Raw genomic sequence first — 13813 nt, forward strand, 5'->3', positions numbered from 1 at the left:
CATGGAACTGCTTGTGGCAAGCGCCATCGGGCTCATGACGGCGGCGGGGATCTACCTGATCCTGCGGCTGCGCACCTTTTCGGTGATCCTGGGGCTGGCGATGCTGTCCTATGCGGTCAACGTGTTCATCTTCGCCTCGGGGCGGGTGACCGTGGGCAAGCCGCCGATCCTTTCGGCGGCCGCATCGGGCTATACCGACCCGCTGACGCAGGCGCTGGTGCTGACCGCCATCGTGATTTCCTTCGGGATGACGGCGGTGATCGTGATGATGGCGCTGGGGTCGTATCTGAATACCGGGTCTGACCGGATCGACATGGACGACGAGGGGGAGACCCGTTGAACCACTGGATCATCGCCCCCGTGGTGCTGCCCGCGCTGCTGGCCCCCTTCATGATGCTGACGATGCGGCGCGACCTGATGTTGCAGCGGGTGTTCGGGCTGGCGGGCACGCTGGCGCTGCTGGGCATCGCGGCGGGGCTGCTGGTCTCTGCCACCGGCACCCCGGCCGATGTGTATTTCCTTGGCAACTGGCCCGCGCCCTTTGGCATCGTGCTGGTGCTGGACCGGCTGTCGGCGCTGATGCTGGGGCTGACGGCGGTGCTGGCGCTGGCGGTGCAGCTTTACGCGATCTCGACCGACTGGGATACGCGGGGGCGGCATTTCCACGTGCTGCTGCTGTTTCAGCTGATGGGGCTGAACGGCGCCTTCCTGACCGGCGACGCATTCAACCTGTTCGTGTTCTTCGAGGTGCTGCTGATCGCCTCTTACGGGTTGATGATCCATGGCGGCGGGCGCGACCGGCTGCGGGCGGGGGTGCAGTACATCGCCTTCAACCTTGTCGGCTCGACCCTGTTCCTGTTCGCGCTGGCGACGGTGTACTCGGTGACCGGCACGCTGAACTTCGCCGATCTGGCGGTGAAGGTGGCAAATCTGCCCGAAGGCGACGCGGCGCTGATCCGGGTGGCGGGGGTGCTGCTGCTGCTGGTGTTCGCGATCAAGGGCGCGCTGGTGCCGCTGCATTTCTGGCTGCCCAACACCTATGCGTTTGCCCCCGGCCCGGTGGCGGCGCTGTTTGCGGTGATGACCAAGGTGGGCGCCTATGCCACGATAAGGATCTACACGCTGGTGTTTCCGACCGGCACGCCCGCCACCGGCACGCTGTTTGCCGAGATCCTGCAACCGGCGGCGCTGATCACGCTGGGTGTCGGCGTTCTGGGGGTGCTGGGCGCGCAGACGCTTGGGCGGCTGGTGGCCTTTGCCGCCATCGCCTCGATGGGGACGCTGTTCATCGCGATTGCGGCCTTCACGCCGCAGGCGCTGGCGGCGGGGCTATACTACCTGATCCATTCGACGCTGGCGGGGGGCGCGCTGTTCCTGATCTGCGATATGGTCAGCGACCGGCGCGCCGATGACCGGCTGACCCGCGCCCTGCCGCCGATACCGCAGCACGGGCTGATCGGGGCGCTGTTCCTTGCCGGGGCGATTGCGGCGGCGGGGATGCCGCCGCTGTCGGGGTTCCTCGGCAAGCTTCTGATCCTCGATGCGACGCGCGGGCCGGGGATGGCGCTGGTCTGGTCGGTGATCCTGGCCACCTCGCTGATCTCGATCGTGGGGTTTGCGCGGGCGGGCAGCACGCTGTTCTGGAAGGCGCATGAATCGGCACCGCAGGCCCGGCCCGTCCACAAGGCGGAACCGCTGTCTTTCGCGGCGGTGTTCGGGCTGCTGGCGGCGCTGCTGGCGCTGACCGTGTTCGCCGGGCCGGTGACCGGCTGGCTGGAGGTGACGGCGGCGGGTCTTTTCGACCCGGCGGCCTACATTGACGCCAACACCCTGCCGACGGGGGGCACGCCATGATCCGCAAGCTGTTTCCGCACCCGTTCCTGACGCTGGCGCTGATCGTCACCTGGATGCTGCTGGTCAACGGCACCAAGCTGGGCAGCCTGATCTTCGCGCTGCTGCTGGGCATCGCGATTCCGGCGCTGACCGCCGCCTACTGGCCCGACCGGGCCCGGATGCGCAACGTGCCCGCGATCTTCGGCTATATCGCGGTGGTGCTGTGGGACATCGTGAAATCCAACATCGTCGTGGCGCGGGTGGTGCTGTTCGTGCCGCGCGCGGCCCTGCAATCGGCCTGGATCAGCGTGCCGCTGGACCTGCGCAGCCCCGAGGCGATTGCCGTGCTGGCGGGCACCATCACCCTGACGCCGGGCACCGTGACCGCCGACACGTCGGCCTGCGGGCGGGCGCTGCTGGTGCATTGCCTGCACGCCCCCGACCCCGACGCGGTGCGCGACGAGATCAAGTCCCGTTACGAGGCCCGGCTGAAAAGGATCTTCGAATGATCACCTATGCCCTGACCTATGCCATCGGCTGCTTCGGCCTGGCGCTGCTGATCAGCCTTTTCCGGTTGCTGCGCGCGCCGGGCTTTCCCGACCGGATTCTGGCGCTGGATACCCTGGTGGTGAACATGATCGCGCTGATCGTGCTTTACGGCATCCTGCAGGCCAGCGGCATCAACTTCGAGGCGGCGATGCTGTTCGCCATCACCGGGTTCGTGTCGACCATCGCCTTCTGCAAATACCTGCTGCGCGGCGACATCATCGAATGAGGCGGCCATGGAACTGATTGCGGAAATCTTCATCGTGGTGCTGCTGGTGGTTGCCGGCACGTTCGGGCTGATCGGCAGCTACGGGTTGCTGAAACTGCCAGAGGCGATGCAGCGCCTGCACGCCCCCAGCAAGGCCACCACGATGGGCGTCGGGACCGCGCTGCTGGCCTCGATGCTGCATCTGGCGGTGTTTGCCGAAGCGCTGACCTGGCAGGAGGTGCTGGTGGTGCTGTTCCTGTTCATGACCTCGCCGCTGACCGCGCTTTATCTTGCCAAGGTGCATCTGCACACGATGGCAGACCGCGGCACCCTGCCCGCAACCGGCACGGGGCGCGACTGGGCGACATTCGAGCATGAAGACGCGCCGCCAAAGCCGCAGGATTGAGCGCCACGCCACGTCAGGGCAACAAGGAAGGCTGCGCCCGACAGATTCTGCGGGCAGATCGACACGACTGACCGGCGGGTGATTGACCGGCCCCATGCGCCATGCTCTGACACGCGGAACGCCGTGTCCGGCGCGGGGGCAGTGCAGTTTCATGCTTGATCTGACGACTCATTGGGCGGGCTTTCTGTCCGTCCTGATCTTCATCGGGGCCTACGTTCTGGTGATCTTCGAAGAAACCACCCACATGCGGAAATCGAAGCCGGTGATGCTGGCGGCGGGGCTGATCTGGCTGCTGATCGGCATCGCCTATGCGCAGGCGGGGCAGGCCGAACAGGCGCACGACCTGTCGGCCCACATCATCGAGGAATATGGCGAACTGTTCCTGTTCCTGCTGGTGGCGATCACCTATGTGAACACGCTGGAGGAACGGCGCGGCTTCGAGGTGCTGCGCGCGAAACTGGTCGGGCTGGGGCTGAGCTACCGCAACCTGTTCCTGCTGACCGGGGTGCTGGCGTTCTTTCTGTCGGGGGTTCTCGACAATCTGACGACCGCGCTGGTGATGGGCACGGTGGTGATGGCGCTGGGGTCGGATTCGCCGCGCTTCGTGACGGTGGGCTGCATTTCCATCGTGGTCGCGGCCAATGCCGGCGGGGCCTTCACCCCGTTCGGCGACATCACGACGCTGATGGTCTGGCAGAAGGGCAAGCTGGAGTTCTTCGATTTCTTCGCGATCTTCCTGCCGTCGATGGTCAACTGGCTGGTGCCGGCCGCAATCATGTATTTCGCCGTGCCGCTGGGCAAGCCCGCGCCGCAGACGGAACGGGTCCGGGCCAAGCCGGGCGCACTGGGTGTGGCGATCCTGTTCGGGCTGACCATCGTCACCGCCGTCAGCTTCAAGAACTTCCTCAACCTGCCGCCCGCGCTGGGGATGATGCTGGGGCTGGGCTATCTGCAGATCTGGTCGTTCTTCCTGAAAAGGCAGGGCACCCGGCGTCGCGACGGCGACATGGTGCTGGATTCGTTTCACCAGATACAGCGGGTGGAGTGGGACACGCTGCTGTTCTTCTTCGGCATCATCTTTGCGGTGGGCGGTCTGGGCGTGCTGGGATATCTGGCGCTGGCGTCGGAGTATTTCTACATCGGCATGGGGCCGACCTGGGCCAACATCATCATCGGCGCTCTGTCGGCCATCGTCGACAACATCCCGCTGATGTTCGCCGTGCTGACGATGGACCCCGAGATGAGCCACGGCCACTGGCTGCTGATCACCCTGACCTGCGGGGTGGGCGGGTCGCTGTTGTCGATCGGTTCTGCCGCCGGGGTGGCGCTGATGGGGCAGGCCAAGGGCGCCTATACCTTCTTTGGCCACCTGAAATGGACCTGGGCGATCGCGCTGGGCTATTTCGCCAGCATCGGCGTGCATCTGCTGGTCAACGCGCGGCTGTTCTGACCCAAGCCCGCCGGGATTTGACCGTGTGATCAAATCCCGGCGGGCAGCGCCCTTGCGCCACCGCTGGGGCCATGCGACCCTGCCGGTTCATCCGGACCGGAGGCCGCCCTTGCAGACCGATCTTTCCCCGCACGCCGCACCCGTGCGCCAGCATCTGCCGCAGGTCGCCCCGCCGCGCAATCCGGGCATGGCGCTGGACCTGGACTGGGTGGCCGGGGTGCAGGCCAACACCTCGGCCATCGAGCGGCGGGCGGCGACGCTGCCGGGGCGGCGCACGGTGAAGAAGGCGTTTCAGGCGGCGTGGCTGTGCAAGGCGATCAGCGTGATCGACTTGACGACGCTGGCGGGCGACGACACCGAAGGCCGGGTGCAGCGGCTTTGCGCCAAGGCGCGCCAGCCGGTGCGGGCCGACCTCTTGGCCGCGCTGGGGATGGAGGGGCTGACGACCGGCGCCGTCTGCGTCTATCACGAGATGGTGCCTGCGGCGGTGCGGGCGCTGGAAGGCTCGGGCATTCCGGTGGCCGCGGTTTCGACCGGCTTTCCGGCGGGGCTGACGCCGTGGCGGCTGCGGCTGGCAGAGATCGGCGAAAGCGTGGCGGCGGGGGCTGCGGAAATCGACATCGTGATCTCGCGCCGCCATGTGCTGACCGGCAACTGGCAGGCGCTTTATGACGAGACGGTGGCGATGCGCGCGGCCTGCGGCGAGGCCCACATGAAAGCGATCCTCGCGACCGGCGAACTTGGCACCCTGCGCAATGTCGCGCGGGCCTCGCTGGTGTGCATGATGGCGGGGGCCGATTTCATCAAGACCTCCACCGGGAAAGAGGCCGTCAACGCCACCCTGCCCGTCAGCCTGACGATGATCCGCGCCATCCGCGACTACCAGGAACGGACCGGGGTCCGCATCGGCTACAAGCCGGCGGGCGGGATTTCCAAGGCCAAGGACGCGCTGGTGTATCTGTCGCTGATGAAGGACGAACTGGGCCTGCCCTGGGTGCAGCCGGACCTTTTCCGCTTTGGCGCCTCGTCGCTGCTGGGCGACATCGAGCGGCAACTGGAACATCACCTGAGCGGACAGTATTCTGCCGCCAACCGCCATCCGATGGGCTGAACCATGACAATCCGCGACATTTTCGATGCCATGAGCTACGGCCCCGCCCCTGAAAGCGCCGCCGAGGCGATGGACTGGATCGGCCGTCACAAGGGCACCTTCGGCCACTGGATCGACGGCGGCTTCACCCGGCCGGGCTCGACCTTTCCCACACACAACCCCGCGACCGGCGGCGTGCTGGCCGAGGTGAGCCTGGGCGACGCGGCGGCGGTGGATGCCGCCGTTTCTGCCGCCCGAAAGGCGCAGCCGAAATGGGCGGCGCTTTCGGGGCACGCGCGGGCGCGGGTTCTGTATGCGCTGGCGCGGCTGGTGCAGAAGCACGCGCGGCTGCTGGCGGTGCTGGAAACGCTGGACAACGGCAAGCCGATCCGCGAATCGCGCGACATTGACCTCGCCCTGGTGGCGCGGCATTTCTACTACCATGCGGGGCTTGCGCAGCTTTTGGGCGACGAGCAGCCCGGGATGGTGCCGCTGGGGGTCTGCGGCGCGGTGATTCCGTGGAACTTCCCGCTCTTGATGCTGGCGTGGAAGGTGGCGCCTGCGCTGGCGGCGGGCAACACGGTGGTGCTGAAGCCCGCCGAATACACGCCGCTGACAGCGCTGCTGTTTGCCGAGCTGTCGCGCGAGGCGGGGCTGCCCAAGGGTGTCTTGAACATCGTGACCGGCGATGGCGACACCGGGGCGGCGCTGGTGGCGCATCCGGGTGTGGCCAAGATCGCCTTCACCGGCTCGACCGGGGTCGGGCGCAAGATCCGCGCGGCCACTGCCGGAACCGGCAAGGCCCTGACGCTGGAGCTTGGCGGCAAGTCGCCCTACATCGTGTTCGACGATGCCGACCTTGATTCTGCCGTCGAGGGGCTGGTGGATGCGATCTGGTTCAACCAGGGGCAGGTCTGCTGCGCCGGGTCGCGCCTGTTGGTTCAGGAAGGCGTGGCGGCGCGGTTCCACATGAAGCTCAAGGCGCGCATGGACGGGCTGCGGATTGGCGACCCGCTCGACAAGTGCATCGACATCGGCGCGATCATCCATCCGGTGCAGCTTGCGGCGATCACCGCGCTGGTCGATGCCAACAGCGAGGGCGAGACGCACCGCGCGGCGGTTTCGGTGCCCGAGGGCTGTTACTACCCGCCGACACTGATCACCGGCCTGTCCGCCGCCTCGCACCTGATGCAGGAGGAGATTTTTGGCCCGGTTCTGGTGTCGATGACCTTCCGCACCCCGGCCGAGGCGGTCGAACTGGCCAACAACACCCGCTACGGGCTGGCGGCCTCGGTCTGGACCGAGAACGTCAATCTGGCGCTGGACGTGGCGCCGAAGCTGAAGGCGGGGGTGGTCTGGGTCAACGCGACCAACCTCTTTGACGCCGGCGCCGGGTTCGGCGGGCTGCGCGAATCGGGCTTCGGGCGCGAGGGCGGCTGGGAAGGTCTGCTGGCCTATCTGCGGCCCGCCGGGGCTGTGAAGGCGCTGAAGCCGCTGGCGGCAGTGCCGGAACCGCGCGTGCCAGAGGCGGGGGGGGCCGATTCGGGTGGGCTGGACCGCACCGCCAAGCTTTACATCGGCGGCAAGCAGGCCCGCCCGGACGGCGGCTATTCCCGCGCGGTGTGGTCGCCTGCGGGGCGGCTGCTGGGGCATGTCGGGCTTGGCAACCGCAAGGACATCCGCAACGCGGTCGAGGCGGCCCATGCGGCGAAAGGCTGGGCGCGGATGACGGCGCATGGCCGGGCGCAGATCCTGTATTACATCGCGGAAAACCTGTCGGCCCGTGCCGACGAATTTGCCGGGCGGCTGCGCGACATGACCGGCCGGCCCGGTGTGGCCGAGGTCGAGGCCAGCATCGACCGGCTGTTCACCTGGGCCGCCTGGGCCGACAAGTTCGAGGGCGCGGTGAAACCGGTGCCGCTGCGCGCCGTGGCGCTGGCGATGAACGAGCCCTGCGGGGTGATCGGCATCCTTGCCCCCGACGAGGCGCCGCTGCTGGGCCTCGTGTCGCTGATGGCCCCGGCAATCGCCATGGGCAACACCTGCGTGCTGGTGCCGTCGGAGCCCTTCCCGCTGGCCGCGACCGACTTTGCCCAGGTGCTGGAGACCAGCGACCTGCCGGGCGGCGTGGTGAACATCGTCACCGGCAGCGCGGCCGAGCTTGCCCTGCCGCTGGCGGGGCACATGGATGTGGATGCGGTCTGGTGCTTTTCCTCGACCGACCTGTCGGGGGATGTGGAACGCGCCGCCGCGGGCAACCTGAAGCGGACCTGGGTCAACCACGGCCGCGCCCGCGATTGGTACGGGCCGGCCGGTCAGGGGCGGGAGTTCCTGCGGGCGGCGACGGCGGTCAAGACGGTGTGGGTGCCTTACGGCGAGTGACGGTGCGCGGGGCGCGGCGGAAGCGGGGGCCAGCCCCCGCACCCCCGGGGTATTTGTGCCAATGAGAAACGGGGAAGGGCAAACCGCTGAGAAGCGGCCATCGGAGACACTGCCGGCAATCTGTCTCACGGGGATATGGGTCAGGCGCGCCCGGAGGTGGCCGAGAGCGACAAAGGGTTGATGCCCATGTGCTTCAGCGCGCCGCCCCATTTGGCGCCGTCGTCGGCCGAGAACACCAGATCGGCCGGGGCGTCGGTGGTCAGCCAGTCGTTGCGGGCGATTTCGGTCTCGAGCTGGCCCGGCCCCCAGCCGGCATAGCCCAGCGCCAGCAGCGCCCGGTCCGGCCCGGTGCCGCGCGCCATGGATTGCAGGATGTCGACTGTCGCCGTCATGCCATAGCCGCCCGGCACCGCCATGGTGGCCGAGTTGCTGCGCCATTCGGGCGAATGCAGCACGAAGCCGCGCCCGCGTTCGACCGGGCCGCCGAAATGCACCCGGATGTCGCGCCCGCCGGGGTCGTGCGGGATCTTCAGCTGGTCGAGCAGGCTGGTGAAGCTGAGGTCGGGCGTCGGCTTGTTGACGATCAGCCCCATCGCCCCGTCCGGCGAATGGGCGCAGACGAGAATCACGCTGTGCTCGAAGCGCGGGTCGCCCATGCCGGGCATCGCGATCAGGACCGTGCCGCCAAGTTCCATCGCCGCCTCCTGCTGTGCTGTCAGCATATGGCGCGATTCGGGTGTTGCTCAAGAGGGTGCAAGGGGCGGCCTGCCCTGGATCACGCGGGTTTCGCCCGAAAGTGATTTTCCTATCCGGCGTGGAAGGGTAATGTCCGCACATGTTCAAACCCGTTGTCCTTGCCGCGCTGCTGGCGCTGTCTGCCCCGCCCGTCCTGGCCACCACGCAGGGTGACGTGCTGGTGGCCGAGATCCTGCCGGGGTGGCGCACCGACCACGGCACCCATATCGCGGCCCTGCACCTGAAGCTGGCACCGGACTGGAAGACCTACTGGCGCGCGCCCGGCGATACCGGCATCCCGCCGCTGTTCGACTGGAGCGGGTCGGAGAATCTGGGGGCGGTTCGGGTGCACTGGCCGCGGCCGCATGTGTTTCATGTCAACGGAATGCAGAGCATCGGCTACAAGACGGACCTCGTGCTGCCGATCGAAGTCACGGCGAAGGATCCGACACGGGCGATCCATCTGAGGGCGAGCATCGACCTCGGGGTGTGCCGCGACATCTGCATGCCCGCGGAGCTGTCGCTGTCGGCAGAGCTTGCCGGCCCGGGGGCGGCCGATGCCGTGATCAGCGCGGCCCTTGCGGACCGGCCCGATACACCCGCAGAGGCCGGCATGGCCGCGATTGCCTGCAAGGTCGAGCCGATTGCCGACGGGCTGCGCCTGACGGCCGAGATCGATCTTCCGGTGACTGGCACCATGGAAACCGTGGTGATGGAGCCGGGGGCGGCAGGTGTCTGGGCTTCGGAAGCCGTGGTGGCGCGGGTCGGGCGGCGATTGACCGCCTCGGTCGATCTGGTGCCCGAAAGCGGCGAGCCCTTCGCACTGGACCGCGCGGCCGTGACACTGACGGTGCTGGGCGACGACCGGGCGGTGGAAATTCCGGGCTGCCCCGCCGCACCCTGACCGGGGACGGCGGGGCCGCGGACCCGCCGCCGCGCCTGCGGCCGCGCCCGGGCGGGGCTCGATGCCCCGTCCGGGCGCCCGCCCCTGCCGATCCGCACCGCGCAGGGTCTTCCGGCGCGACCACCTCCGGGCGGGCACCGCCGCCATTTCCACCTGCGCCACCCTTGCCGCCGACGCCGACGCCCGTTGACGGCGACCGTTGACGGCGACCGTTGACGGGCGGGGCCATGTGTCACCATACTCCGACCGTGCATCACCGGTTTCGCGCAGCCGACAAGCGGAGGCTCATGTGAGCAACAGTCAAGAAATTCGCGCCCGGTGGGGCGATGACGCGCTGCAAAGGGCAGTGGACGCGGCAGGCATCGCGCTATGGTCCTGGAATGTCGATTTCGACCGTTTCGACATGGACGAACGCGGGTTCGAATTGTGGGACGTTTCCCCGGATGAACTCCTGACTTTCGAGCATCTGTCCGAGAAGATCCACCCTGCGGACCGGGATCGGGTCCGGGCGGCCTTTGCCGCAACACGGGCCGTCGTTGGTCCGTTCGAGATCGACTTCCGCACCCTGATCGGCAAGAAGGTCCGCTGGATTTCCGCGCGCGGTCGCGGAAGCGACGAGGATATCGTCAGGCGGACCATGATGGGGGTTTTCCTTGATGTCACCGGGCGCAAGCAGGCCGAGGAGAGCAGCGAACTGCTGGCGGGCGAGATGAGCCACCGGGTGAAGAACCTGCTCGCGATCGCCTCCGGCCTCGCCCGGATCACGTCGCGCTCTTCGTCGGGGGTCGAGGACATGACAACCCAGCTGACGCACCGGCTGACGGCTTTGGGCCGGGCCCATGACCTTGTGCGCCCCCTGCCGGGAAACCACGGCGACGCGGCCCTGCTCGGAGATATCTTCACGGTTCTGCTGGCCCCCTATGACGATCAGGGCGCCTTTGCCGGGCGCATCCGGATCGCCGTTCCAAGGATGGGCGTCGGCGAGGAAGCTGCGGCGGCCCTGGCGCTGGTGGTGCACGAGCTTGCGACGAACTCGTTGAAATACGGCTCTCTTTCGTCGGATGAAGGCGTGCTGGATGTGTCTGGCTGTGTGGCGGGCGACAATGTCCGCATCGTCTGGACGGAACAGGGCGGCCCCGAGTTGGCCAAGGCCGCCGAACAGCAGGGCTACGGCCGCAAGCTGGTCAGCCGGACGGTCGAAGGCCCGCTGGGCGGGTCGATCAGCTATGACTGGTCCAGAAGCGGCGCGCTTGTCACCATCGAGATAAACGGCGAGCGGCTGGCGTCCTAGACGCTCGCGGTCACTGCTGCCCTGCCGCAGTCTCGCCTGCCGGGCAGACCCGTTTCAGGTTTCGGGAACGGGGTCGGCGCGGCCATGCCGCCCTGCCTGCGCCCCGCCCATGCCGCCCTGCCTGCGCCCCGCCCATGCCGCCCTGCCTGCGCCCCGCCCGCGGGGCCGGAGTGGTTTCCGGCGGTCCTGCCGCCATGCCTCCGCGGTGCCGCCCTGTGCCTGCGCGCGGCGTACGGGGCGGGCCGACCGGATGCCGGCACCAGCGCAATCTTCACCTCATACGCCGCTGCCTGGCGCACGCCGGCGCGCATGAATCTGCCACATCGGCGGGTCTGTGCAAAAAAACACACGCGTCATGGATGTAATATTGCCACGGGCGAAAAAATATCATTATGAATAGACGTTCCGATGGAACAAAAACGCAGCAGCGAAAATGCCCAAAAAAGAGCATCTTTCTTTACAAAGCCAGAAAGTCTCAAATGAACGTCCAGGATACGTTTGCCACGGCTGCATGGCTGCAGTCGGAAGGTGCTTTCACGTCTCGCGAACCTGCCATTCCCGGCTCTGCGCCTGCGCCGATCGGCGACGCAGACATTTTCCGGCAATACGTGCCGCTCGTGACCACGCTGGCCGAGGCTGGCGCTGCGAAGGGCGAGCCTGAAGCCCAGGAAGGCCGGTCGGACGGGACAGGGTGGGTTTCGTCGACCAGCCTGGCAGACGCGACGGTCGCGGACAGCCTGACCGCAGGCAGTCAGACCCGACTGGCCGCACCGGCGCAGACGCCGGTCGGCACGGCATCCGGTGCGGCCCCTGCCGTCGCGGTGGCCACCGCTGCCGCCGGTGCCGATGGCGTGATCATCGTCGCGCCTGGCACGTCGGCGGCGCAGTTGCAGACCCTGATCGACACCGCCCCGGCCGGAACGACCCTTCGGCTCGCGGCCGGCCATTTCAGCTTTGACCGGACGATCACGGTGAACCGGGACGATATTTCGGTCATCGGGGCCGGGTCGGACAAGACCTTCATCGACGTGCCGCCGACCCTGGGGCAAGAGGCGTTCCATGTCGGCAACGGCCGGACGGCGGGCAGCTTTGCCCTGGCCGCCGACATGGCCGAAGGCGGCACGGCGATGACCCTGACCGGAGCCCACAGCCTGGCGGCGGGCGACTTCGTCTTTCTGTCGCGCGAAAGCACCGAGGCGTTCTATGACGAGATCGGCGACAAGGCCTGGCGCAACACCGACGTGCCGCTGCGCACCTCGATCGCGCAGGTGGAATCGGTCAACGGCTCGCAGATCACGCTGGCTTCCGGCGTGCATTTCGATTTCTCGACGGGCGAAACCCGGGTGACCGAAATCAGCATGGTCGAGAACGTGACCCTTGGCGGGTTCACCGTCGACTACGGGCTTTCCACCGCGAATCCGTCGGCGTTCTCGAACACCCTTGGGAATTACGACCGCAACGCCGTGATCGAGATCGATGGCACGGCAGGGCTGCACCTGTTCGATGTCACGTCCCGTGACGTGCCTTCGCTTGGCGTGAATGTGGCAAGCAGCACCGGCGTCACTGCCGTCGGCCTGACCATGACCGGCGCGCACAACAAGGGCGACAGCGGCAATGGATATGGGCTGCAGATCCGCGATGTCTATGACAGCAGCTTCACGGACATCAGCGATGCCGACATGCGCCATTCGGTCGTCTTTGCGTCGTGGTGCTCGTCTGCGGGGAACTTCGTGCATGTCACGCAGACCGACCGGGACATCAACTTCCACGGCGGGCGGGACCATGACAACGTCGTCGTGGTGGACAGGTCGGTTCGTGACGCCAATTCCGACATCATCGGGGCGACGCTGTTCGTGAACGTCACCGGCACCCATTACGGATCGGTGACGGATGCCGATGCAAACGTGGTGACCTTCGGCCATGTGGTGGGAACGCGGCTGAACGACCAGATCACGGGCTATGCCAACGGGGCCTGGCTCGACGGCATGGGCGGCAACGACAGCCTGACGGGCGGGGCAGGCAATGACCTGCTGATCGGCGGGACGGGCCGGGACGTGCTGAACGGGGCGGGGGGCGAGGATATCGTCCGGTATTCCGGCAGGTTCGCGGATTTCACGATCACCAGCCGGGGCAACGGCGTGTTCGAGGTCAGGGACCGCGTCGGCACCCAGTCGACCGATCAGGTGTCACAGGTCGAGTGGCTGCTGTTTGGCGACAAGGCGGTTCATCTGGCCGACATGTCGATCCACTCCGTCGCGGCCGTGAACGGCATCTTCGCCGGTGCGGGAACGTGGCTACCGGCCGCCCCGGTCCTGCCCGAGCTGGTCGGAACCTCGGGCAAGGACGTGTTCGAGGTGACCGTCGCCGGAACCACGGTCTCCGGACTGGGCGATTTCGACACGGTCCGTTCGACGGTCGATTTCACCATGTCGGGCGATGTGGAGCGGCTTGATCTGGTCGGGTCCGCCGCGATCGACGGGACGGGAAGCACCGGCGACAACCACATGCACGGCAATGATGCGGGCAATGTGCTGCAGGGCCTTGCAGGCAACGACCAGCTTTGGGGCAAGGATGGGGACGACGTTCTGCTGGGCGGGGCAGGCAACGACCAGATCACCGGCGACGCGGGCAACGACCGGATCGACGGCGGCGCGGGTCAGGACAAGATGAAAGGCGGTGCGGGTGCGGATGTCTTTGTCTTTGCCCTGGCATCCGACACCGAACGCCTGAAAAGCGACAAGGTGCTGGATTTCCAGACCGGGGTGGACCGCATCGACCTGACGGGCATCGACGCGAATGTCGATGTTGCGGGCGATCAGGCCTTTGTCCGGGGAACCGCGAATGCAGGGGCCGGGTCGGTCTGGGTCAAGAGCGGCTATGTCTATGGCGATACCAACGGGGACGGCGTGGCCGATCTGGCAATCTATGTCACCGGCACCGTCGGGCAGCACGACATCCTGCTCTGACG

General features: G+C 67.3%; 12 protein-coding genes. 11 read left to right on the forward strand and 1 reads right to left on the reverse strand.

Going from position 1 to position 13813, the window contains the following annotated elements:
• Position 1 precedes the first annotated feature (1 nt).
• From RNZ50_19040 to RNZ50_19075, 8 genes are all read left to right on the forward strand, one after another.
• Complete coding sequence (locus RNZ50_19040; GenBank protein MDT8857090.1) at positions 2 to 340, forward strand: Na+/H+ antiporter subunit C; 339 nt, start codon at positions 2 to 4, stop codon at positions 338 to 340.
• Positions 337 to 1854 (forward strand): monovalent cation/H+ antiporter subunit D, encoded by a 1518-nt coding sequence (locus RNZ50_19045; GenBank protein ID MDT8857091.1) that lies wholly within the window; start codon positions 337 to 339, stop codon positions 1852 to 1854. Before RNZ50_19040 ends, RNZ50_19045 begins: the two co-directional genes overlap by 4 nt.
• Positions 1851 to 2342: a Na+/H+ antiporter subunit E gene (locus RNZ50_19050; protein MDT8857092.1), complete on the forward strand. Its 492-nt coding sequence runs from the start codon at positions 1851 to 1853 to the stop codon at positions 2340 to 2342. Before RNZ50_19045 ends, RNZ50_19050 begins: the two co-directional genes overlap by 4 nt.
• Positions 2339 to 2608 carry a K+/H+ antiporter subunit F gene (locus RNZ50_19055; GenBank protein MDT8857093.1) on the forward strand — a complete coding sequence of 90 codons (270 nt, stop codon included), beginning with the start codon at positions 2339 to 2341 and terminating at the stop codon, positions 2606 to 2608. The genes RNZ50_19050 and RNZ50_19055 overlap by 4 nt, the downstream gene beginning before the upstream one ends.
• Before the next feature lie 7 nt (positions 2609 to 2615).
• The gene (locus RNZ50_19060; protein ID MDT8857094.1) at positions 2616 to 2993 is read left to right on the forward strand and encodes a monovalent cation/H(+) antiporter subunit G; all 378 of its coding nucleotides are present in this window, start codon (positions 2616 to 2618) and stop codon (positions 2991 to 2993) included.
• Positions 2994 to 3144: 151 nt separating this feature from the next.
• Entirely contained in the window at positions 3145 to 4443 is a 1299-nt protein-coding gene (nhaD, locus tag RNZ50_19065; protein MDT8857095.1) for a sodium:proton antiporter NhaD, read from the forward strand.
• 109 nt (positions 4444 to 4552) lie between these two features.
• On the forward strand, positions 4553 to 5554 hold the full coding sequence (gene deoC, locus RNZ50_19070; GenBank protein ID MDT8857096.1) for a deoxyribose-phosphate aldolase: 1002 nt from the start codon (positions 4553 to 4555) through the stop codon (positions 5552 to 5554).
• A gap of 3 nt (positions 5555 to 5557) precedes the next feature.
• A complete protein-coding gene (locus RNZ50_19075) occupies positions 5558 to 7915 on the forward strand; it encodes an aldehyde dehydrogenase family protein (GenBank protein MDT8857097.1) in 2358 nt (785 codons plus the stop codon).
• Between the two features lie 140 nt (positions 7916 to 8055).
• Here RNZ50_19075 and RNZ50_19080 read toward each other — a convergent pair whose 3' ends face one another.
• Positions 8056 to 8610: a YqgE/AlgH family protein gene (locus RNZ50_19080; GenBank protein MDT8857098.1), complete on the reverse strand. Its 555-nt coding sequence runs from the start codon at positions 8608 to 8610 to the stop codon at positions 8056 to 8058.
• A 140-nt stretch (positions 8611 to 8750) separates the two neighbouring features.
• Here RNZ50_19080 and RNZ50_19085 point away from each other — a divergent pair, with 140 nt between their 5' ends.
• From RNZ50_19085 to RNZ50_19095, 3 genes are all read left to right on the forward strand, one after another.
• The gene (locus RNZ50_19085) at positions 8751 to 9554 is read left to right on the forward strand and encodes a protein-disulfide reductase DsbD family protein (protein MDT8857099.1); all 804 of its coding nucleotides are present in this window, start codon (positions 8751 to 8753) and stop codon (positions 9552 to 9554) included.
• Positions 9555 to 9843: 289 nt separating this feature from the next.
• Positions 9844 to 10845, forward strand: a complete 1002-nt coding sequence (locus RNZ50_19090) for an HWE histidine kinase domain-containing protein (protein MDT8857100.1) — start codon at positions 9844 to 9846, stop codon at positions 10843 to 10845.
• Positions 10846 to 11324: 479 nt separating this feature from the next.
• Complete coding sequence (locus RNZ50_19095; GenBank protein MDT8857101.1) at positions 11325 to 13811, forward strand: calcium-binding protein; 2487 nt, start codon at positions 11325 to 11327, stop codon at positions 13809 to 13811.
• The last annotated feature ends 2 nt before the right edge of the window (positions 13812 to 13813 follow it).

This window comes from Paracoccaceae bacterium Fryx2 (assembly GCA_032334235.1).
GTDB lineage: Bacteria > Pseudomonadota > Alphaproteobacteria > Rhodobacterales > Rhodobacteraceae > JAVSGI01.

Excerpts from the sequence above, each read along its gene's own strand:
- RNZ50_19040 (MDT8857090.1), top strand. The coding sequence starts at position 2 with ATGGAACTGCTTGTGGCAAGCGCCATCGGGCTCATGACGGCGGCGGGG.
- RNZ50_19050 (MDT8857092.1), top strand. The coding sequence starts at position 1,851 with ATGATCCGCAAGCTGTTTCCGCACCCGTTCCTGACGCTGGCGCTGATC.
- RNZ50_19055 (MDT8857093.1), top strand. The coding sequence starts at position 2,339 with ATGATCACCTATGCCCTGACCTATGCCATCGGCTGCTTCGGCCTGGCG.
- RNZ50_19060 (MDT8857094.1), top strand. The coding sequence starts at position 2,616 with ATGGAACTGATTGCGGAAATCTTCATCGTGGTGCTGCTGGTGGTTGCC.
- nhaD (MDT8857095.1), top strand. The coding sequence starts at position 3,145 with ATGCTTGATCTGACGACTCATTGGGCGGGCTTTCTGTCCGTCCTGATC.
- RNZ50_19075 (MDT8857097.1), top strand. The coding sequence starts at position 5,558 with ATGACAATCCGCGACATTTTCGATGCCATGAGCTACGGCCCCGCCCCT.
- RNZ50_19080 (MDT8857098.1), bottom strand. The coding sequence starts at position 8,610 with ATGGAACTTGGCGGCACGGTCCTGATCGCGATGCCCGGCATGGGCGAC.
- RNZ50_19085 (MDT8857099.1), top strand. The coding sequence starts at position 8,751 with ATGTTCAAACCCGTTGTCCTTGCCGCGCTGCTGGCGCTGTCTGCCCCG.
- RNZ50_19095 (MDT8857101.1), top strand. The coding sequence starts at position 11,325 with ATGAACGTCCAGGATACGTTTGCCACGGCTGCATGGCTGCAGTCGGAA.